This window comes from Bacillus sp. NP247 (assembly GCF_018966865.1).
In the GTDB taxonomy this organism is placed as follows: Bacteria; Bacillota; Bacilli; order Bacillales; family Bacillaceae_G; genus Bacillus_A.
This window is the reverse complement of sequence record NZ_CP076653.1, coordinates 5152675-5173293: the sequence shown is the minus strand read 5'-3', so window position 1 is coordinate 5173293 and position 20619 is coordinate 5152675. Positions and strand designations below refer to the sequence as shown.

The 20619-nt window shown below is 32.5% G+C and carries 21 protein-coding genes and 3 pseudogenes; 7 read left to right on the top strand and 17 right to left on the bottom strand.

Annotated elements, in window-relative coordinates; genetic code table 11:
• Positions 1-46: 46 nt before the first annotated feature.
• The 4 genes and pseudogenes from KPL75_RS26770 to KPL75_RS26755 all read right to left on the bottom strand — a co-directional run bounded on the left by KPL75_RS26770 (position 47) and on the right by KPL75_RS26755 (position 2612).
• Positions 47-580 carry a TetR/AcrR family transcriptional regulator gene (locus tag KPL75_RS26770; protein ID WP_219918660.1) on the bottom strand — a complete coding sequence of 178 codons (534 nt, stop codon included), beginning with the start codon at positions 578-580 and terminating at the stop codon, positions 47-49.
• A 228-nt stretch (positions 581-808) separates the two neighbouring features.
• Complete coding sequence (locus tag KPL75_RS26765) at positions 809-1306, bottom strand: DUF421 domain-containing protein (protein WP_219918658.1); 498 nt, start codon at positions 1304-1306, stop codon at positions 809-811.
• Between the two features lie 150 nt (positions 1307-1456).
• Positions 1457-1603 (bottom strand): annotated as a pseudogene (locus KPL75_RS27615) (NAD(P)H-binding protein); the annotation flags it as partial.
• An 82-nt stretch (positions 1604-1685) separates the two neighbouring features.
• Positions 1686-2612, bottom strand: a complete 927-nt coding sequence (locus tag KPL75_RS26755; RefSeq protein ID WP_219918656.1) for a zinc-binding dehydrogenase — start codon at positions 2610-2612, stop codon at positions 1686-1688.
• Between the two features lie 183 nt (positions 2613-2795).
• Between KPL75_RS26755 and KPL75_RS27610 the strand changes: the two are divergent.
• Positions 2796-3022, top strand: a pseudogene (locus KPL75_RS27610) (hypothetical protein).
• 73 nt (positions 3023-3095) lie between these two features.
• On the opposite strand, the gene KPL75_RS26750 reads toward KPL75_RS27610, so the two are convergent.
• Complete coding sequence (locus KPL75_RS26750; protein WP_219918654.1) at positions 3096-3296, bottom strand: hypothetical protein; 201 nt, start codon at positions 3294-3296, stop codon at positions 3096-3098.
• A 209-nt stretch (positions 3297-3505) separates the two neighbouring features.
• On the opposite strand from KPL75_RS26750, the gene KPL75_RS26745 reads away from it, so the two are divergent.
• Both KPL75_RS26745 and KPL75_RS26740 read left to right on the top strand, forming a co-directional pair.
• Positions 3506-3949, top strand: coding sequence for a cysteine dioxygenase (locus KPL75_RS26745; RefSeq protein ID WP_219918652.1), 444 nt, complete (start codon positions 3506-3508; stop codon positions 3947-3949).
• Positions 3950-3967: 18 nt separating this feature from the next.
• Entirely contained in the window at positions 3968-5401 is a 1434-nt protein-coding gene (locus KPL75_RS26740; RefSeq protein WP_219918650.1) for a 4-hydroxyphenylacetate 3-hydroxylase family protein, read from the top strand.
• Between the two features lie 50 nt (positions 5402-5451).
• Here the strand turns inward: KPL75_RS26740 and KPL75_RS26735 are convergent, their stop codons facing one another.
• Genes KPL75_RS26735 through KPL75_RS26725 form a run of 3 tightly spaced genes read right to left on the bottom strand, consistent with a single transcriptional unit; the run spans position 5452 to position 8079 of the window.
• Positions 5452-6330 (bottom strand): SDR family oxidoreductase, encoded by an 879-nt coding sequence (locus KPL75_RS26735; RefSeq protein WP_219918648.1) that lies wholly within the window; start codon positions 6328-6330, stop codon positions 5452-5454.
• Between the two features lies 1 nt (position 6331).
• The gene (locus tag KPL75_RS26730; protein WP_002147709.1) at positions 6332-6688 is read right to left on the bottom strand and encodes a serine/threonine protein kinase; all 357 of its coding nucleotides are present in this window, start codon (positions 6686-6688) and stop codon (positions 6332-6334) included.
• A gap of 20 nt (positions 6689-6708) precedes the next feature.
• The gene (locus tag KPL75_RS26725; protein WP_219918646.1) at positions 6709-8079 is read right to left on the bottom strand and encodes an aminotransferase-like domain-containing protein; all 1371 of its coding nucleotides are present in this window, start codon (positions 8077-8079) and stop codon (positions 6709-6711) included.
• Between the two features lie 127 nt (positions 8080-8206).
• Here KPL75_RS26725 and KPL75_RS26720 point away from each other — a divergent pair, with 127 nt between their 5' ends.
• Entirely contained in the window at positions 8207-9145 is a 939-nt protein-coding gene (locus KPL75_RS26720; protein ID WP_219918645.1) for a DMT family transporter, read from the top strand.
• 17 nt (positions 9146-9162) lie between these two features.
• Entirely contained in the window at positions 9163-10854 is a 1692-nt protein-coding gene (locus tag KPL75_RS26715; RefSeq protein WP_219918643.1) for a M3 family oligoendopeptidase, read from the top strand.
• A gap of 61 nt (positions 10855-10915) precedes the next feature.
• On the opposite strand, the gene KPL75_RS26710 is transcribed toward KPL75_RS26715, so the two are convergent.
• Positions 10916-11989 carry a helix-turn-helix transcriptional regulator gene (locus KPL75_RS26710; RefSeq protein WP_002147718.1) on the bottom strand — a complete coding sequence of 358 codons (1074 nt, stop codon included), beginning with the start codon at positions 11987-11989 and terminating at the stop codon, positions 10916-10918.
• Positions 11990-12380: 391 nt separating this feature from the next.
• On the opposite strand from KPL75_RS26710, the gene KPL75_RS26705 reads away from it, so the two are divergent.
• Positions 12381-13337: a phosphotransferase enzyme family protein gene (locus KPL75_RS26705; protein WP_219918641.1), complete on the top strand. Its 957-nt coding sequence runs from the start codon at positions 12381-12383 to the stop codon at positions 13335-13337.
• Positions 13338-13452: 115 nt separating this feature from the next.
• Here the strand turns inward: KPL75_RS26705 and KPL75_RS26700 are convergent, their stop codons facing one another.
• From KPL75_RS26700 to KPL75_RS26665, 8 genes and pseudogenes are all read right to left on the bottom strand, one after another.
• Positions 13453-13908 (bottom strand): cupin domain-containing protein, encoded by a 456-nt coding sequence (locus tag KPL75_RS26700; protein ID WP_002147723.1) that lies wholly within the window; start codon positions 13906-13908, stop codon positions 13453-13455.
• 246 nt (positions 13909-14154) lie between these two features.
• A complete protein-coding gene (gene lpdA / locus KPL75_RS26695) occupies positions 14155-15534 on the bottom strand; it encodes a dihydrolipoyl dehydrogenase (RefSeq protein WP_219918638.1) in 1380 nt (459 codons plus the stop codon).
• 202 nt (positions 15535-15736) lie between these two features.
• Positions 15737-16333: a TetR/AcrR family transcriptional regulator gene (locus tag KPL75_RS26690; RefSeq protein WP_219918636.1), complete on the bottom strand. Its 597-nt coding sequence runs from the start codon at positions 16331-16333 to the stop codon at positions 15737-15739.
• Positions 16334-16430: 97 nt separating this feature from the next.
• On the bottom strand, positions 16431-17138 hold the full coding sequence (locus tag KPL75_RS26685; protein ID WP_219918633.1) for an aminoglycoside phosphotransferase family protein: 708 nt from the start codon (positions 17136-17138) through the stop codon (positions 16431-16433).
• A 116-nt stretch (positions 17139-17254) separates the two neighbouring features.
• Entirely contained in the window at positions 17255-18049 is a 795-nt protein-coding gene (locus KPL75_RS26680; protein ID WP_219918631.1) for a VOC family protein, read from the bottom strand.
• Between the two features lie 117 nt (positions 18050-18166).
• Positions 18167-18268: pseudogene (locus KPL75_RS26675) on the bottom strand (alpha/beta hydrolase); the annotation flags it as partial.
• Positions 18269-18337: 69 nt separating this feature from the next.
• On the bottom strand, positions 18338-19090 hold the full coding sequence (locus KPL75_RS26670) for a class I SAM-dependent methyltransferase (RefSeq protein WP_219918628.1): 753 nt from the start codon (positions 19088-19090) through the stop codon (positions 18338-18340).
• Positions 19091-19382: 292 nt separating this feature from the next.
• The gene (locus KPL75_RS26665; protein WP_219921174.1) at positions 19383-19721 is read right to left on the bottom strand and encodes a winged helix-turn-helix transcriptional regulator; all 339 of its coding nucleotides are present in this window, start codon (positions 19719-19721) and stop codon (positions 19383-19385) included.
• Between the two features lie 174 nt (positions 19722-19895).
• On the opposite strand from KPL75_RS26665, the gene KPL75_RS26660 reads away from it, so the two are divergent.
• Complete coding sequence (locus KPL75_RS26660) at positions 19896-20612, top strand: SDR family oxidoreductase (RefSeq protein ID WP_219918626.1); 717 nt, start codon at positions 19896-19898, stop codon at positions 20610-20612.
• Positions 20613-20619 lie beyond the last annotated feature (7 nt).

The following is a 20619-nucleotide window of genomic DNA, read 5'->3' as shown; positions in this document are numbered from 1 at the left end:
AATCAATTATGCCTCAGCATAATTGCGTCTGGAAGCTTTACTTCTTTCAGTCGATGTTTGGATACCCACTGAAAGAAGTTAAAAGCTCAACCATTTTATTAATATCAAAATTAGGATTTGCTTCAAACCTTGTCATCCATCCTACATACGTTAAATAGGCAAGTCTCGCTCGATCAATTGATTCAGTTTCGTCTACGCCCATTTTTTGATACAATTTTGCAACACAAGAAATTCTTTGTTCTTCTATATCTACTAAACGTGTTGCCACAACAGGATCATATTTAGCCCAAGCATAAATACCATTCTCAATTTTTTTATCTCGATTAAAACTAATCTGTAATAGCTGTTCTAAAGAGGCATCCTGTTGCTCAATATTTTGAACAATCAACTTTGTTGCATGTACTTCCCAAAAGTCGAGCATAGAATCTAAAAGCTCTTGATGGTCACGAAAATAGTGATAGAAGCTACCTTTGCTTATTTTTAGCAATCGAGCAAGTGCTTCAATGCGAACTTTATGTATACCTTCATTAGCTAATTGTTGTAATCCTACTTTTATCCAGTCTTCCCTCGTTACTTGCATATCATCTCTCCAATAAAATACGGTAGCGTATGTTTTACGTTAGGTTACTACTATTCTCATTTTTTGTCAATTATTTATTCTGTTTATTTTTTGAACTTTAATGTTGTTAATCGTAATATTGATTGTCATCACCCTCGGTAAATTAGAGTCCCTTCAGGATTACTGAAGGGACTTTTACACGTTTGCGAAAAGTGCCTTTATGTACAAGAAGCGCTTTTCAGTCTAAAACTATTTTTTCAGATTACATTTCTCTAGAAGCTTTTCTAGCATTTCCAAAGTAACTGGTTGTGCCTTAGTAGTTAGTTGATACCCAATCCGTCCATTCGTTTCTACGGTTGCTTGTTGTAAATTCTTGATTTCATGTATACCTTTTTCTCTCAGATGCATAAATAATTGTTGTTCTGACATTTTTGCACGTAATAAATTCTTTTTTAAAACTTCTCCGTTTTCTATAACAATAATGCTAGTTCCATTTAGAAACTTTTCTACTTTTCGTGATTTCAATTCAAAAAAATGAATAATAAGTAAAACACCCGCAAAAATAAACGCAGCAAAAATAGATGGGCCTACTTTCCTACTTAATATAGGTTCTACAATAATACGACCTATAGAAACCACAATAATAATTTCAGCTCTCGTCATTTGGCTAACAGATTTACTACCTGTCAGTTTTAAAACAATAATTCCAGTGAGGATTAAAATAATGCTTTCAAAAAGTATATTCATTACAGCCCAACCCTTTAATAGTGAGTGTTACTAGTATTCCCATTAAAGGATTTTTATGATATTTCACACACTCATCAGACCATGAAGGATGTAAAGGTATCCATCCATAATCTTTACGTGCTTTATTATTTGAAGCACCTCTCTCCCGGTTATTACTTGTATAGCACCAACTTTCTTTATTGCTTCTACTTGCGATTCATTACGAATCATTGCAAATACCGTATGACCTTCTCTTATTAACATTAGCAATAAAGTACGTCCTATTACACCAGTTGCACCTGCTACAAAAATTTTCATATGTGTTCCTTCTTATTTTGAATATCATAATTGAGACAAAACATATATAAGGTATGTGACAAATATTTGGTTAGTTTTTTCATTATTCATATGAAACGTATACTTTTAAAGGGTTGATTATCCCTTGACTCAGTTCCTCAAAACATTGTATGAGTGCAGTATAATGTATTTCATGTTGAAAAATCCCTTCTATAAATGGTGTTTGTTCTATTTTTCTAAAAAACCAATCTGCATGTTTTTGATAATCATATCCGTCACTTGACCCAATGATTTGCAATTCTTTCCGATAAAAGTCGGCGGTTAATGTTAGTTCTACTTTATTACCATCAGAAAGTATACATATTACACCATTACTGTTAAGTGCTTTTTGCAATGTACGGAATCCGCTATTTGTAGCTGAACATTCGAAACCGTAACTATATGTTTCTATTATTTGCTCTTCTGAATCATATATGTTTTTTGCACCAAATTTCTTTGCAAATTCTCTTCTATTTCTATTAGGTTCAACAACATCCACATGATCCACACCCACATAGTATTTTAAGAAATAACAAGCGAGTAACCCCATAACTCCCATTCCAGTTATAAGTACTTTTTTATCTTGTCGTGGGTTTAGTTTTAATACTCCTTTAGCAGCATCACATGAAAGAATGGATAATAAGGAAACTTTAGGTTTTATATAACTAGGTACTCGAATTACTTTATGCCCCTTAACTATTCCTATCGTTTGATGCCCATAAAAAGAAACTACTTTATCGCCTACGTTTAAATTTGTTACTGTATTACCAACTTGAATAACTTCACCATAACTTTCATATCCAGTTTCTCTCGGATATAAAGGATTAACATCTGAAATGTCCGATTCTTTATACTGTGGTAACTCTGCCCCAATACTTATTGCACCTGCGATTGTTTTAACGATAATTTCATCATCCTGTATAGGCCTAATTTTATCTGTTTGCCACTTCAGTTGTTTAGGCCCTTTTAAAACTAACTTATATTGTTTCATTCATATCCTCCCCTTTTATCCCGCTATTTGTGGGGATCAGGCTGATAATCACTGAGAGATGAACTATACCCCAATGATAAAAAAATGTATTTAACGTAGCTCTTAAACTATTTATAATAATTAATGTGAATGTTTCATCCGAAATTTAAGCTATAAAGTTGACTATCAACCAACAGTGATAATATGGTAATTGAATTTGATGGGTATGGAATTAATGAGTATGTAACTGGACAATACGTCTCAATTACGAAATTAAAAAGGATGTATTTGAATGTAAAACATGAGGGAATATCTAATATGGTGTCATTCGAAATAATTACGAACGTATTCCCCACTCTTTTTGTAAAATCGTTATAAGTGATATTGTTATCGATCTAGATACCGACTATATTTATTTACCCAATTTATAAAATTACCCTTATCCTTATTTACTTTACATTTCTGCCCAGCATCTAATAGACAATTAATCATACATGAAGATTACTATTCTGATAACATTTTAAGAAAAGTTGTTGCCGCCCAAATGAAATACGCAAGTTGCGTCACGATATACATCGTAATTTCAAAACCTGTAAGCTTTCTTTCCCTTTTCATTTTCTTTAAATATCTATAAAAACAAAATGAACAAAGTAATAGTAAAACAATTGATAATTGGTATAAATTTTCAACCAAAAGGACCGCCATATACTTCATCCCCCCTAGATAATACGTATAGTTCAAGCATAACATAAATAAAGGTATTAATTACCAATTTGTTCAAAAACAGATATTCCCCTAATTAAAACCAGTCACTTTTTTGAAATGCTTCAATACAATATTATGTAATCAACTACGTACTATATAATATGAGATTACTTTTTCTTTCACTGCATATGCTTAGGAGGAAGTTTTACATGCAATTGATTCATAACATACAAAAAGCGTTTAATAACCTATGTAACTACGATATGGCCAATTTAATACACGCTATTCAATCATTAAATATTACACTTCATAAAGTATCTCCTTTCATAACTTCACCAGCTAATCTCGAATACGGAAGAAACGTTATCTATAAGTCTGAATTTGTGGAGATTATAGTATTAAATTTTCCAAGCAAAGCAAAGACTTTTGTTCATGATCACGGAATATCTTTAGGATGTATCCTAATAGTCAATGGCACGTTACAAAATATAACGTATGAAAACAATAGCGAACGGATTGAAGAATTTACAAAGGGAAATATTTTCACCGTAAAAAAAGATACTGTGCATAAAATGTATAACGCTACAGATTCAGCAGTAATAACATTCCACGTATATTCTCCACCATTAAAAGATGTACAAATATATGAGTAGTCTTTAGAAGGAGGAAATATGCAAAATTTGAAGGATGCTTATATAAAGAGTTTACAAGATGGAAGAAATGTTTGGCTCTATGGAAAGAAAGTAGATGTAACTACAGACAAAAATTTCGCGGGTACACTATGTACTATTTCTAATTTATTTTCATTATTCGATGATCCAATACGAAGAAACTCTGTTGGATATGTGAGTCCAAAAACGAAAGAGTTTGTCCATACAGCTTTTTTAGTTCCAAGTTCCTATAACGAATTATTAATGAGGAGAACCGCCTTTGAAACGTGGAGCTTTTTTACAGACGGTGTAATGAGTAGATTATCCGATTACGCCAGATCGAGACTTACTGGATGGTACGTATCAAGATATTTTTATAAAAAATTTGATTCACAGTTTCCAGATAAAATCACATCTTATTATGAAGAAGCTAGAGATAAACACTTATTTATAAGTGTAGTTCAGCGTGATCCACAAATAAATCGATCTACAGAATCAACGTTGAATGCAAATGAATTAGGATTACTTAGAATTACGAAAAAAACTACCGACGGAATTTATTTAAATGGTGCAAAAATGATAGGGACTGCTTCCCCTTATTCAAATGATTTATTAATTTATCCATTAACAAAGCTGACTGACGCTCAAAAAGATTTAGCTCATTTTCTCATTGTCGCAGCTAATTCCCCAGGATTACATATGGTTTGTAGAGAGCCATTTGCGAATAAATCCTCAAGTACAGTTGATTCCCCTATTAGCTCGCAGTATGATGAAATGGATGCACTATTAATCTTCGATAATGTATTTGTACCTTGGGAACGTGTTTTACTTTATAACAATCCTGAAGCACTATGGGCAATAAAATCAGATGTAGCTTCTAGTTGTTTAGCTTATCACCAAGCAATTATACGATTACTAGTAAAGCTCGAATTTATAACTGCAATCGCTTGTGAAATTGCTGAAGCAATCGGTGCTAATACTTATTTGCATGTCCAAGAGAAACTCGGGGAATTAATTATGCAAATTGAAACAATTCGAGCTCTCCTAATTGCCTCAGAAGTTGGAGGTACTATTTATGAGAACCAAACATATTTGCCAAACTTTAAATATATTGAAACTGCAAGAAATCTTGGTTCGAAATATTATCCCCGCGCAATAGAAATTTTACAATTAATTGGAGCAGGTGGCTTTATTCAACTACCTTCCAGCATGAAAGATTTCCAAAGTCCGATATCGGATTTGTTGAAAAAACACTTTAAAGGAACGAACATAGATGCTGAACAACGTACAAAGCTATTTAAATTAGCATGGGATATTGTCGGAAGTCCACTAGGATCCAGACACGAATTGTACGAAAGGTTTTATGCAGGAGATCCAATACGTAATACAGCTATCCAATATGTAAATTACGATAAAAATCACTTTAAAAAGATGCTAAGTAAATATTTACATTAATGAAAAAGAGCACTCTTCACTAAGAGCGCTCTTAAAAATATTATACTATCTTAATTTTGATTTAAAACGTTCTCCTCAAAATATTTTCCCCAATCTGGTCTTCTACCATCCATATCTGTAAAACCATACTCTCTTCCTAATTCCCATGAGCTTAGTGCTCGGCCAGTTTTTACATGAACGTTTGAATCACTTGCTAAAGCTGCGATTGCTCTTCCAACGAAGAAGGGAGTTTCTGATGCGATGAAATGAGGGTCTTGTTTAGCTCCTTCTTGCCAATTCTCCTCTGTTACACCAAATATATCTAGCATCGCTTCTGAACGAAGGAAACCTGGGCTAACTGCTATTGCTGTAATATCGTGTTTCTCTAAATCTTTCGCCATAGCTTCTGCTAAATGGATTGTTGAGATTTTTGCTAAACTATAATATAAATTACCTCGGTATTGATAGTCGACACCATCTGTAATTTCTATTACAAGTCCCTTGTTATTTTTCACCATTAACGGTACACCGTAATGGCTTGTCATTATATGAGAATGAACAGCTCTTTGGTGCATAAGTAGTCCGTTATGTAGGTTGTGTTCCCAGAAAGGTTTCTCCCATTCCGTTAAAGGATCTCCGCCCCAAACATCATTTACTAAAATATCAAGCTGCCCATTTTGTTCCTCTTGAATCTTTTTAAATAATGCTTTAATATCTTCTTCTACCGTATGATCAACACGAACTGCAATTCCGATTCCGCCTTGCCTTGTAACAAGCTCTGCAGTTTCTTCAATCGTTTCAGTTCTCCCCATACAGGATAAATTCCCTTTTGTACTTCTTCCTGTTACATATACAGTTGCGCCAGCTTCACCAAGCATCATCGCAATACCTCTTCCAGCACCTCTTGTTGCTCCGGCCACAACCGCAACTTTACCCTGTAATGGTTTCATATCATTCTCCTTCATTTTTATCACTAAGTTTAATTATTTTTGGTATATGCTCACTATCATATTCTTTCGTATAGATTTCTCCATCAGGAGTAACAAATTGTAACGTAATTTTACCACACACGCCATTAATAATTTCAAATTCACCTTGTAGATTTGAAATAGCACGCTCTTTACTTTTAATGGAATCTTCATAAATTTTCACATTAGATATAGGTTCGTTGTTATGATCCACTATAACACCTCTCGAATACATAGCAACTGCTATACATTTGTCACTTTCTTTACTATTGATAATAATTACAAGTGCTCCAATAACTATAGTAATACATACAAACAAGGCTATTATTTTTCGTTTCATAACAAACCTCCTTATACGTATTATTCTTTTTTAAATTGAAAATATAGACGTCCCAATTGTTTTACTTCCTCAATTACCTTGCGAATACCTTCTTCAATCTTATCTTCCTTTACATTCGATACGTTTAACTTCAACAACCTTTCTTTATGAAAATCATTTAAATAATTTCTATCAATAGAATCAATACTTATTTGATTTTCACTTAATTTTTTTATAAGTATTTCCGTCACTATGTTTTTCTGCATTTCTAAACAAGTGTGTATTCCCAATGTATTTTGCTTATTATATGTAAACAAAAATGGGTTTTCATTTTGCATTTTTTCTAATGTTTCTGCTAGTTTTTTTGATCTATTATTATAGGAGGATTTAATTTTATTTTTATGGCGTTCGAACATACCACTCTTTATATAAATTTCTAAAGCAGCTTGAGATATCATTGGACTATCGATGTCTAAAATCTTTTTATATTTATGGAAAGCATTTGCAATAGCCGGTGGAATAACCGCCACACCGACTCGTAAACCTGGAAAAATAATCTTCGAGTAACTTTTCAAATATATGACATGATTACAATTATGTAAGCTATATAACGGATCTGCTTTTGAATCTGTTTCTAAATCTGCTAAATAATCATCTTCCACTATAAATACATTATACTTCTTGGCCAATAGCACGATTTTTTCTTTCTCATTTTTAGAATAAGACGTTCCAAGTGGATGATGATATCTCGGTATCGTATAAAAAAATTTTATTTTTCCTGTTCGAAATATACGTTCTAATTCATTCAAGTCAATTCCTTCATTCGTACGTTTAATGCCGATTACAGGAATTTTATTTATTTCTAGATATTCAATATATAAATGATATGTTGGCTGTTCAATTAATATCGTTTCGTTTTCATTCGGAAATGGTATAGAAGTTAATATAGCAAGTGCTTGCTGCACACCTGATGTGATAAAGATATTTTCTTCTTTTGTAAAGACTTGATAATTTGCCAGCTGTTTTTGAATAACTGGAATTAAAGATGGTAAACCTTTCGGTGTTCCGTATACAAACAAATCATTTTTATATGTATCAATTGCCTTATTAATACAATGTTGAAAATCTAAGTATGGAAAAACATCTGGATCTGGTGCTGAGGAAGCAAAATCAATCATCTCGTTATTTTCTATGTAACTCCCAGATTTCTTAACAACGTAGTATCCACTTTGAGGTACAGAATAAATAATATGACGCTTTTCTAATTCATGCAGCGCTCGTATTACAGTCGCCTTATTACATTCATATTGCGTGACGAGTGACCGTATAGACGGTAATTTCTTTCCTTCTTTTATCTCACCATTTTGAATCACACTTTCTAAATCGTTTAAAATATGTAAATACTTATACATCATTACCACCCCAATATTTAAGTTGTACCGGTACAGTTTGTATTTGTTCACATTGTAGCACTAGATCAGAAAGATTACTATATACGTATACTGGCCAGTAAGAAATCAACTACTATGAGGTGAAATTATGACAAATACAACAAAAGCATATATATCCGCATTACTCTATTCATTTATTATTGGATTTTCATTTATGTTTGTGAAACTAGCACTAACCATTACGAGCCCTCTTGATACTCTTGCTCACCGTTTTACAGTTGCTTTCATAGCAGCAAGTATTCCGGTTATTTCCAGTTTTGTAAAGTTAAATATATCATTCAAAAACATACTTGCCCTTTTACCACTTGCAATATTTTATCCAGCACTGTTCTTTGCTTTCCAAGCATTTGGTCTAGTATATACAAGTTCATCTGAGGCTGGAATTATACAAGCTGCTATCCCTATATTTACGATGATACTCGCTTCCTATTTTTTAAAAGAGTATACAAATATATGGCAAAAAACATCTGTACTCGTTTCTGTCATCGGTGTCATTTATATATTTATCATGAATGGTATCGGTGCCCATGAAACTAGCTTCATCGGAGTTATTCTCATCCTGTTATCGGCATTATCATCTGCTTGCTACAATGTATTAGCTCGAAAAATGACAAAGAAATTCAAGCTAATGGATTTAACCTACACAATGACAGCAATCGGTTTTATTAGTTTTAATTTAATCGCTATCGCTGATCATATAAATAAAGGCACAATAACTATGTACTTTAAGCCATTTACAAACGGTACATTTCTTATATCCATTTTATATTTAGGATTACTATCATCCTTACTAACGGCCTTATTATTAAACTATTCATTATCTTATATTGAAGCAGCCAAAATAAGTGTTTTTAGCAACTTATCTACACTTATTACTATAATTGCAGGTGTTGTATTCTTACACGAGCAAATTGCCTACTATCATATTATCGGTACACTTATGATTATTCTTGGCGTAATAGGCACAAATTTTTTTGGTAAAAAAGGAATTATAACGAAAAAGAAGAATATCTCTATGAATAAATAAAAAGTGAGGGATATATAATGCAGAACTCTAATACGATTGATATTCGTAATTTACATGAGCTTGAAAAAGACTTGTCTACTTTATTAAATACGTCTATTTCTTCTGGAGAAGATTTAGAAAACTGGCTAAAAGCTCAGTCGAAATTAATATCTGAAATCGAAGAACAATTAAGATCACACTATATTGCTTTTCAATGTAATACAGATAACAAAGAAATAAAAGATACGTTTGAATATGATCAACAATATGTAAGGCCTCTTTTGAAACGTTATCAAAATTCATTTGATAATACATATTTAGAATCATCATTTCGAATGCAACTAGATCCAAAAACTTATAGCATACTTGATAAAAAAATAAAGAATGCACAAACATTATTTTGTGAGAAGAACATTGATTTAGAAGTAAAAGAAGACAAATTAGTAACCGAGTACTTCGAAATCACAGGCAGTTTGACTGCACTATGGGATGGCGAAGAAAAAACAATTACTGAACTACAGTCTTACTTACAAAATCCAAATCGTGATATACGAAAAAAAGCAAAAACGCTCATTTCTGAAAAATTCTTATCTGTTGAAAATAATTTACAACATATTTTAAATGAATTAATTGCAATCCGTCACCAAAAGGCAAAAAACATTCAATTAGATAATTATCGTGATTATATGTTTAAAAAATATGAACGCTTTGATTATACGGCTGATGATTGCTATGAACTTGCAGAATCTGTTCGTAAATACGTTGTACCACTTATTGATAATATATTTAATGAGAAAAAAGCTGAACTTCAAGTAGATACACTTCGTCCGTGGGATCTAAAAGCAGCCGCACCAAATCAAAAAGTATTAAAACCTATTGAAGACGAGAGTGATTTAATCGAAAAAAGTTCTCATATTTTACACAAACTAGACCCTGAATTCTCTGCATTATTGAGCCGTATGCATAAAAATGATTGCTTAGATTTAGAAAGTCGTAAAGGAAAAGCACCTGGAGGATTTTGCGAACACTTACCTGCTTCTCAACTATCTTTTATTTTTATGAATCTCAATCATACACATTATGATGTTACTACTTTCCTCCATGAAATGGGCCATAGTATTCATAATGAATGTATGAAGCAGCTAGAGCTACAAAAATATTTAGAAATCCCTTCAGAATCAGCTGAGCTAGCCAGCATGACAATGGAATTATTTTCGATGGAGTATTGGGATACATTTTATGAGAATACAGAAGAATTTATAAAAACAAAATTAGATTTCTTTAAAGATATTGTTAAGTATTTACCACAAATGATTATCGTTGATCAATTCCAACATTGGATGTATGAAAATCCAAGTCATACTGCTAAAGAAAGAAATGAAAAATATTTAGAATTACATAACACTTACCAATCGAATGTGGTAAATATTGAAGGTTATGAAAATTGGATAGCAACTGGCTGGTTACCTGTACTACATATTTTTGAAGTACCATTCTATTATATCGAATATGCGATTGCACAGCTTGGTGCACTGCAAATGTATAAACAATATAAAGAGAATCCTAAACAAGCACTACAAAACTATAAAAAAGCATTATCTCTAGGTAGCTCTAAACCCTTAACAGAAGTATATGAAGCAGCTGGAATTCGCTTTGATTTTTCTAGTGAAACAATAAAAGAATTAATGGCATTTGTAGAAGAAGAATTGGAATTACTTGAACGGATATAATTAAAAAAGATGCACCTATGCTTTTAGGTGCATCTTCTTAGTCAATTAATCCAATGATATTTCATTTTATTCTATTGATAAGTTCTATGTATTGGGAGTCTCCATATCCGATTGTTGGGAAAAGATGAAACAACTTTTTTAATAATTCTTTGGTTGGTAAATCTTTATTTTTGGAGATGAATTTTACTACCGCATTCTCTTCTTTTAACATATCTAAATATAAGTTTATAGCCTGATACAGCACTGGAAGTAATTCAACAGATGGTTTTTCATGATTTACCAATACCTTTTTGTATACAGAACAATAGTTACCTAACTTCAGTTCAGTTTGACTGACTTTGAATTCATCTTCTCTAAAGCTATTTAAATATACTTTCCCCTCATAATCGGACTGCTCAAGGTAGGAAAGTAATGTGAGCAAGTTCATTTGGCAAAACATGTCCTCACCAAACCATAAAACGATACATTTATACTCACGCTTAAAAAGACCTTCTAACGGATGAATGACCTTTTTTATATAATTTTCTGTTGAATTGCTATGTCCCTCTGCCCTGATTTTAATAAACTCTTCATCAAAAACTTGTTCAGTAGTTGCATTTACACACATCGCTTCATTAAATGGAGCGTAATCAGACTCCCCCATTAGTTTTTCACCTTTAAATTCTTCATACATAAATTGACCATTTAATATGTTTAGTACATCTTTATCAAACAGCTCACTCTTCGCATTTCGTAACTGATCAACTTCAATTTTTCTAGAAAAATTCATTTTAAACTCTCCTCCATTATTTATATTGAGTTTAACAAATGATTGAATAGGCATTTTGTTAAGTTGAAATTCTCTCGGATTTATTCCAAAAATATTTTTGAAAGCTCGGCTATACGCTTCTTGCGAGGAGTATTCGTAATCAAAGGCGATATCAATTATCTTTCTATCCTTCTTTAAATCCTCAGTAGATAAATACAATCTTCTAAGAAGAATATAACGCCTAATACTTATACCTGTTACTTGATGAAACTTAAAAGAACAATAATAAGGAGAATAGCCCATATAATGAGACAATTCGTCTAATGAAAATTCACTTTTTAACTTCCCCTCTATCCAATCGATCATAAGTTGTATATGCTCATTCATTTATTTCACTCCTCAACGAAAATTATAAGAGGTATCAATTTCTTTCTTTTGATATTTCTTGTGGTTTATTATATAAAACTACTAAATAACAGTATTATCTTTTAATTTCATATTTTCTCATCTACCTAAGTTTGTCACATGTTCACTATACTTTCCAATATACAATTCTTACGTAAATATGAATAGTTTCATTCAAAAAACAAACTCTCTGTATTGAATTAAAATGTATTTCATATTTGTCTGCTAATTAATTACTTTGTATTAAAGTAGACCGCTTCGTACATTAAGGAAGGGTTTTTATTACCGATTCCCGAATTTGCTTAAGATACTAGATTCCATTTACATTTTAGAATAAAAAAATAGACTTAAAGCGAGAGGAACGGATTTTAAAATGACTAATTCGGAAAAAGAGATACTCCAACACATTGATGAACTATATCCATTAGATTTTATTGGCATTCATTCAGTAACAAATGAAATGTATCAATGTGTCGCATTACAAGGTAATTATTTCGTTAGAATAACTAATTATAAAACCTATGAAGAACAACTAGAAGAAGTTAGATATACAGATTTTTTATATAATAATGGCTTAGGAGTTCCTCCAATAATACCTTCTTTAAAGGGGAATTTAGTAGAGAAAATAACATTAGACAAAGAAGTTTTTGCTGTATTATATAAAGCTGCTCCTGGTGTCCATTTACCAAGAAATGAATGGAATTCCAATGTATTTAAAAAGCTTGGTCAACAAATCGCTAAATTGCATCTTGTATCTAAAAAATTTGAAAGTATAAAACCGGTAAAATATATAAACCATTGGCACGAAAATGAAGAATATAATTTTCTTCACTATATTCCTAAAGAAGAAGCTACTATAAGAAAGATTGCATCTGACGTTTTATCTTCCATAAAGGAACTACCAAAGAACCCCTCAAATTACGGCCTTATACACGGAGATTTATGGCTAGAAAACATATTAGTTGAAAAAGATTTAAGTTTAACAATGATTGATTTTCAAGACTGCGAAAAACATTTTTATATATTCGATTTAATAGTTCCAATCTATAGTGCGATAGAATATTCTTTCGGTGGGAATGGCAATATAGTCGACTATGAGCATTCTATTACAAAAGCAATAATTGACGGATACCAAGAGGAAAATGATCTACCTAAGGAAATGATAGAGCAGCTTCCATTGTTTATTAAATTAAAGGAGATTTTCGAATATAGTTTAATGCATATGTATTGGAAGAAAGAAGAACTAACTGAGGAACAAGTACGGATAATGAATCTTTATAGAATGAAGATTGAAAAAAGTCATTCTTTAAACATGGTTGGTTTCCAATGAAGTACACCCCAATTGTTACATTCAGTCTAACAATTGGGTGTACTTTTCTATAGCTAAGTTTTCTTCAAAAGACAAAATACAAGGAGCGGAACGATATTTAATCGTACAGTAGCACCTATTTTCCAATCCATTCAACGGATTTATCTAGCCTAATACCATCCTCGATATTGCTTTCTTCCAAAGTATTTGCCCTAGCTTGAATACAGATAAAATAGAGCGGTTCACTTGAATTATTACGCCAAATTCTTTCCCCTTCTTGTGCTACCCTAATGACAGTGCCCTCTTTGATTTCAAGGATTTCATCATCAATCTTGAATTCCCCTTGTCCCTTGACAAAGATATACAGCTCTTCATTTTCTCTATGCTTATGATAAAAAGACATCGAAATACCTGGAGGAAAAATATTTAGTGAAACTTCCATCCCTGTACATTGTAAGTCATCTTTAAGAAATACCTTTCCAGGAGCCTTAAATGGATTTCCATTTTTATATTGAAGCAAATCCTCCCATTTTCCTACTTGAACAGCACTAAAGTTTTTACCTTCCATTGTTGAATTAACAAATTGACTCATTTGTATTCTCCTCTCATATTTGTTTTTCATGATTTCACTTTGTAACCTCTAATGAATCGAACAAAAAAGAAACCAAACAGTCTCTTTTTTAGTAAAAACAACTCAATTAATTGTCCATAATGTATCATTTGAAATGTACTGTCGATTTTGAAAAAGGATCTACTCCGTCCTCTAGCTTCAGACTGCATCTTCATTTTATTTAGAACTTCTAAAAGGCGAAACAATTAAATTTTTATAAATTACTATCTATTTCAACTTGTAAATTAAGGTCTCAGCAGCTTCCATAATAATCTCACTTAAAGTTGGATGAGCATGAGGTGTTAATGCAATGTCTGCAACTGTCATGCCTGATTCGATTGCTAAACCCATTTCGGCAATTATTTCTGATGCACCATTACCCACGATTTGAGCACCTACTAATACACCATCTTCTCTACGCACCAATAGCCTCAAGAAACCTTTTTCTTCATTTAATACAAGTGCACGACCGTTTGCTGAAAATGGCGATTGAACCACTTTTACTTCCATGCCTTCTGCCTTTACACGCTCTTCAGTATAACCGACCGTTGCTAATTCAGGGTTTGTAAAGCAAACTGCTGGAATTGCCAAATAATCAACAAATGATAGTTTACCAGAGATAGCTTCGGCAGCTACTTTTCCTTCGTAAAATGCTTTATGTGCAAGCTGTGGACCAGCAATAATATCACCGATAGCAGAAATGTTCGGACGGTTAGTACGACATTGTTGATCAACTTTTAATAAACCACGGTCAGAAAACTCAATACCGATTTTTTCAAAACCCATATTTTCAGTATTAGGGCGACGGCCAACTGTTATTAATACGTAATCAGCGTCAACTTTCTTTTCTTCACCACCAATTTCGTAGGTAACAATTACACCATTTTCAACTTCTTCAACACCTTTAGCTGATGCATCTACTATTACTCTAACACCTTTGCTTATAAGGTCTTCTTTCACAATTTGAGTCATTTGTTTATCGAAGCCAGTTAAAATATCTTTACCTCCTTCAATAATTGTTACTATAGAACCGAGGGAAGCGTAAGCAGAGCCCAATTCAGTACCAATGTAACCACCACCGATTACAACCAATTTACTTGGAACTTCAGTTAAACTAAGTGCACCTGTAGAGTTAATTACACGTTTTGTAAATTTAAATGTTGGAATTTCAACTGGGCGCGATCCAGTAGCTATAATTGCATTTTTAAATGTATATGTTTGAACTGCATCTTTATTGGTTACTCGTATAGTGTTAGCATCTATGAAATAAGCTCCACCTTTTATCACTTCTACTTTATTGCTTTTTAATAACCCTTCTACACCACCTACTAATTTTTTTACAATGCTGTTTTTAAATTCTTGTACTTTTGCGAAGTCCACATTTACACCAGAAGAAAAAATACCCATATTTTCTGAATGCTTTGTTTCCTCAAAACGATGACCTACAGAAATAAGTGCCTTAGATGGGATACAGCCGACGTTAGCACATACTCCACCAATATTTCCTCTTTCTATAATTGCCACTTGTTGCCCTAATTGTGAAGCTCTTATTGCAGCAACATATCCTCCAGGTCCAGAGCCAATTACGATTGTTTCTATTTCTCTCATATCCTTTTTCACACTCCTCCAAAAATTAGAAACAGGTAGGCCGAAATCGTTCATACTCTACACATTTTTCAATTTACAATTTTGTAAAAGTACCATTCTTCTCTCATCCGTTTTTTCATAGTTCCATCATGGAATTTCTATTCAGGATCACCCCCTCAAAAAAGAAACTGAACGGTCTCTTTTTTACGATAAAAATTACGGCTTACTTGGCCGTAATTTGTTTTTTAAACTCATCTAAAAGTCGTGACGATACTGTATCAATATAGACTGTATCTTGGTATAAGCGTGACAAAGCAAGTGCTCCTTCAAGAGAAGAAATCCAGATGATAGCAATCTGCTTTGCTTGCGTATCTGGTTTTAACTCACCTTTCTCAATTCCATTTGTAATAATCTTTTCAATCATTCCAAGTAATTGATTCATTGCTATCTGTGCTTGTTCTGCCATGGGAGGATGGGCATCATCTGCTTCTAACGTTACGTTCATGATTGGACAACCTCCAGGAAGAGGATCATTATGAACGAGAGATGTAAAAACAGAAATAAAAGTTTTTAACTTATCAAACGTATTGGATGCTTTTTTTATTTCTTCGACATAACGCACCTCCATTTGTGAGGTTGCGTGCTGAAAAGCTTGAATAGCTAATTCATCTTTATTTTTAAAGTGACGATAGATGCCACCCTTCTCTAATCCAGTCTCTCGCATAATATCAGAAATTGAAGAACCACTATACCCCTTTACATTAAACAGGGCAGAGGAACGATCAAGAATCATTCTTTTTGTTAATTCACCTTTACGCATAGTGTCCTCCTAAAAGAAAACGTTTGGTCTCTTTTTAGTATATGACAAATCGAAAAGAATTAGCAAGAAAAAATATAGAAATGAAGATAGCTTTTATTTATAGAGATTTATTCTCTGCCAATCTAGCCGCAGTAATTATAGGAGCCCACTGGAAAATTTCATCTCTTGATAAACCTGTATTTTTGCAATATATATGTAAATACATTTCAGCTAATTCCACTGAATTCTGTGAATACAATAAGTATGTCCGAAACACATCTGCACGAATATCACCTGAACTAGCATCAACCCAATCTATAATTTTTATATCACCATTACTCATAATTAAATTAAACGGATGTAAATCACCATGACATAATTTAGGTTCAAATGTGATTGAATCTAAATTTTTTAATATATTTCCCTTTTGTTTTTCATCCAGATTATGAACAGAATTAATTTGACGATAAAGCCTCTTTTCCATCAGCTCTATTTCATGCGATCTCACACAGATCGCATGAATCTTTTGTTGTACACTAACACATATACTTATATAATGCTCCGCTTTACTCAAATTATTAAGCAAAAGCTCACCAACACTTTCACCTTCTACATATTCCATAATAATAGCTTGTCTACCTTGTATCTCTGTAACTTCAAATACTTTAGGAACGTGTAAACCACATGAATATGCATACTTTTGTTTTTGTGCTTCGTATAGAGATTCTGTATTAGGAAGGTATTCTTTAAACAATTTCACAACTTTATTATCACAAAGATAAATTTCAGCCGTATTTCCTTTGGCTATCGGATTTCCTAGATTCAATTCATTTCTCTCCTTACAGTAAATTAGAATAACGCCTTATAGTCCTCTATAAATTCAGTTTAATTATACTGATATCCTTCTTCATGAAAATAAAAAAAACTTACCCCTACCTATAATTATATAGAAAGTGGTAAGTTTAATTTTCTAGGAATATCGGAATGAAACTCCGGTGTATGCAAAACAGAAAATGAATACCCTTGTTGAATAAACAATACTTCAGTATGTTTACTTTCAAATGGAACAACATTTTTCTTAAAGTTATTTTGGATTTGTTGTAAAAACGCATGATCCGGTGTTCCGAATGAAACATGTACTTTCGGTGGTAAAGCTTTCATCGCAACGGGAATCCAAGGTCGCTGCCACCAGGTTGCGATGATATATGCAGTGCCACCTATAACAAAGTTGAAAATATCCCCATCTTCCTTCGTTTTCATGTCTAGATTTGATTTCAACCATTCCGTAAATACAGGTACACTTTTAACCGGAAGACCAATTTCCCTTACGTATAAAATGTTTAACGGTGAATGCGGGACTAATACATCTTCTTTAACATAACTATGTGCAATAATTTCGAGAAGATTTCCATCACCATCTTTAAAGTATAAATTGAATAGACCATTCTCCTCACCAATTGTATGACCATCTTTCCATTTCACAATGAGTAATCCAGACTCTTTAAGCCATTTTGCCGTTTCATGAAACTTTGAATATGGGATCTCAAAAGCGAAATGCGCAGGTGCAATTGGTTCATATACTTCTTGAAAACTAATTGTTGTATACGGTGTTACTTCAAATTGAATATATGATTCGGTTTCTTTTTTTATTGGAAAAGATAATATGTCTTTATAAACTTGTTTTACCCCTTCTATGGAAACCGTTTGTAGTTTTATATCTGATATATGTGTAATCACACTACATTCCCCCTTGTTTCTTACTATCTATTCTTATTGTATTACACTTATAAATAGATAAAATCAAACGGAAGGATTGATTTTTTATATAAAAACTACAACTTTAGTATGAATATGTTAGCTCCAATTACTTTTAATTTCCTCTATAACAACTTCTGGTTTATCCCAGTGTAACAAATGTGTAGTATCAGGAATTACTTTTACTATACTGTCAGTTTTCCCTGCATTCTTTTCCACAAAAAAAGCTGATTTTCTTTTAAAGAAAATCAGCTTTTACGTTAAAATACACTATGATTTAACAGCAATAATCATAAACCTTTTTGAATTCGTACGAATACCTTTTTCAGAACTATTAGCGTCAATGAACTTTTGTAAAATATTAAAGTCCTCTTCTTTTTCTCCAAATCTAGGAATAATAGGCGTATGTTTTAATAAGAAAATGAGATCCTCAGGAGTACTGTAATAATCGGTTACATCATATTCACGTACTTGTACGAGTTCAAATCCTGCACTAATAAGTTCACCCATATACTTATCTTTTAACGTACCATCTCTTTCATCTAAACATTGCCCTCTACCAAATGCTTCTTTAAGATTTAATTTATCATGTTCGCTAACTTGTTGTGTTAAGAAAAAAGCACCTTTTTTCATTACTTTTGCCAATTCAGATGCTACAAACGGCGCATGACAACTTGAAGCAATATCAAAATGAGCATGCGGAAACGTTAAAACTTCAGAATCCATTTGGAGAAATTCAACGTTTTGTACACCTGCTTTATTCAAATTAAAATGTGCTGTTTTGATCATTCCATTAGAATTATCTATTCCAATCAGTGATGCAGCTGAAGATGCTATTTTTAGTACATTTTCGCCTCCACCTGTACCAACATCAAGTAGAATGTCTGCTGGTTTACATCTTGTTTTTACTTCATCATAAAAGTCCCAGATGTCTCCTACAGTTTCACATTTTAATTTACTAAAGTCGCATCCGTTTAATCTTCCCACTTTATCATAAAAGTTTTTATACTCTAATTCGTTCATTTTATTATTTCCCCTTTGCAAAAATGTATCAAATGTTTAATTATGATGATCCTTGAAATAGACTCATAGTTGATTTTATCGTAAAAGGGCCTATGTCTCCTTTTATATCTGCTACGCATTTTTTCAGCCCCGAACAACTAGTTACTTCGAACGATACAGCATTTCATCTATATCACCTCATCTGGAAGACTGCATATATAATAACCTATAACACTATTTAATTATATATTATAAAATACAAATTATTAAAACGATATGTTTCGACACACCACATTTAGTTTACATAATAATATTATAATTTGTTTTTATCGATATATTCTAAATGTCCTCTTCCCCAACCACACATACTATCTAAAACAGTACTGACTGTTTTACCATGTTCAGATAAGCTATATTCCACTTTAGGTGGTATTTCTTGATAAATTTCGCGTTTTATTAGTTGATCGTGCTCTAATTCACGAAGCTGCTTCGCTAATGTTCCTTGAGAAATGTCTGGTATTAATCGCTTTAATTCACCAAACCGTTTCGTTCCATCTGTTAATAATATAAATAAAATGAGTGGTTTCCATTTACCTCCGATTATTTGTAATGTTGCTATTACCCCTTTTAATTTCGGTTCCTCTAAATTCATTTTCCTCACGACTCCCCCCAGTAATTTTTTATTATGTATCCGTACAACTAGCGATTAGTACGAAATTTGCGACTAAGTACATATAAAGTGCGTACTTTTCAGTAGTCATTCTTTAACGAATAATAAAATTAACACGACTTATTTTAAATCTTATATTAAGGGAGATGTTTAATCATGTCTATTACTGTATTAAAAGATAAGCATATCGTTATCATTGGTGGGAGTTCTGGTATTGGATTAGCTACGGCGAAACAAGCAATCGAACAAGGAGCACATGTTATTATTGCAGGGCGCTCGGAAGAAAAGTTAAAGGCTGCTCAAGAATATATTAATAACAATCGTCTTCAAACTTATGTATTGGATAATCAAAATAAGAAACAGTTACAAAATTTTTTTAAGAAAGTTGGTAATATTGATCATTTATTCACACCAGGAGCCTCTTACACACTTGGACCAATAACTGCTACGGATGATATCGCCGAAAGCAGCTTTATCGGAAAGTTTTGGCCACAATATTATGCCGTAAAATATGCAATTCCTTTTCTTTCAAACTATGGATCCATTGTGTTAATGTCTGGTGCATTTAGTCAAAGACCACTTAAAGGTGCGCCTGCTTATGGTGCTTGTAATGGGGCTATTGAAAGTTTAGGGAAAGCTTTAGCTGTTGAATTAGCACCGATTAGAGTTAATGTTGTTTCTCCTGGAACAATACAAAGAGAGAATGAACAAAACGAAAAAAGACTAGCTGATTATGAAGATTATAAATCTCTTTCTCTTGTACAGAGACCTGGACATAATGATGAAATTGCACATACCGTCCTGTATTTAATGCAAAATAGCTTTACTACAGGCAATCTATTGTTTCCTGATGGAGGATACACATATCACTAATTTATAA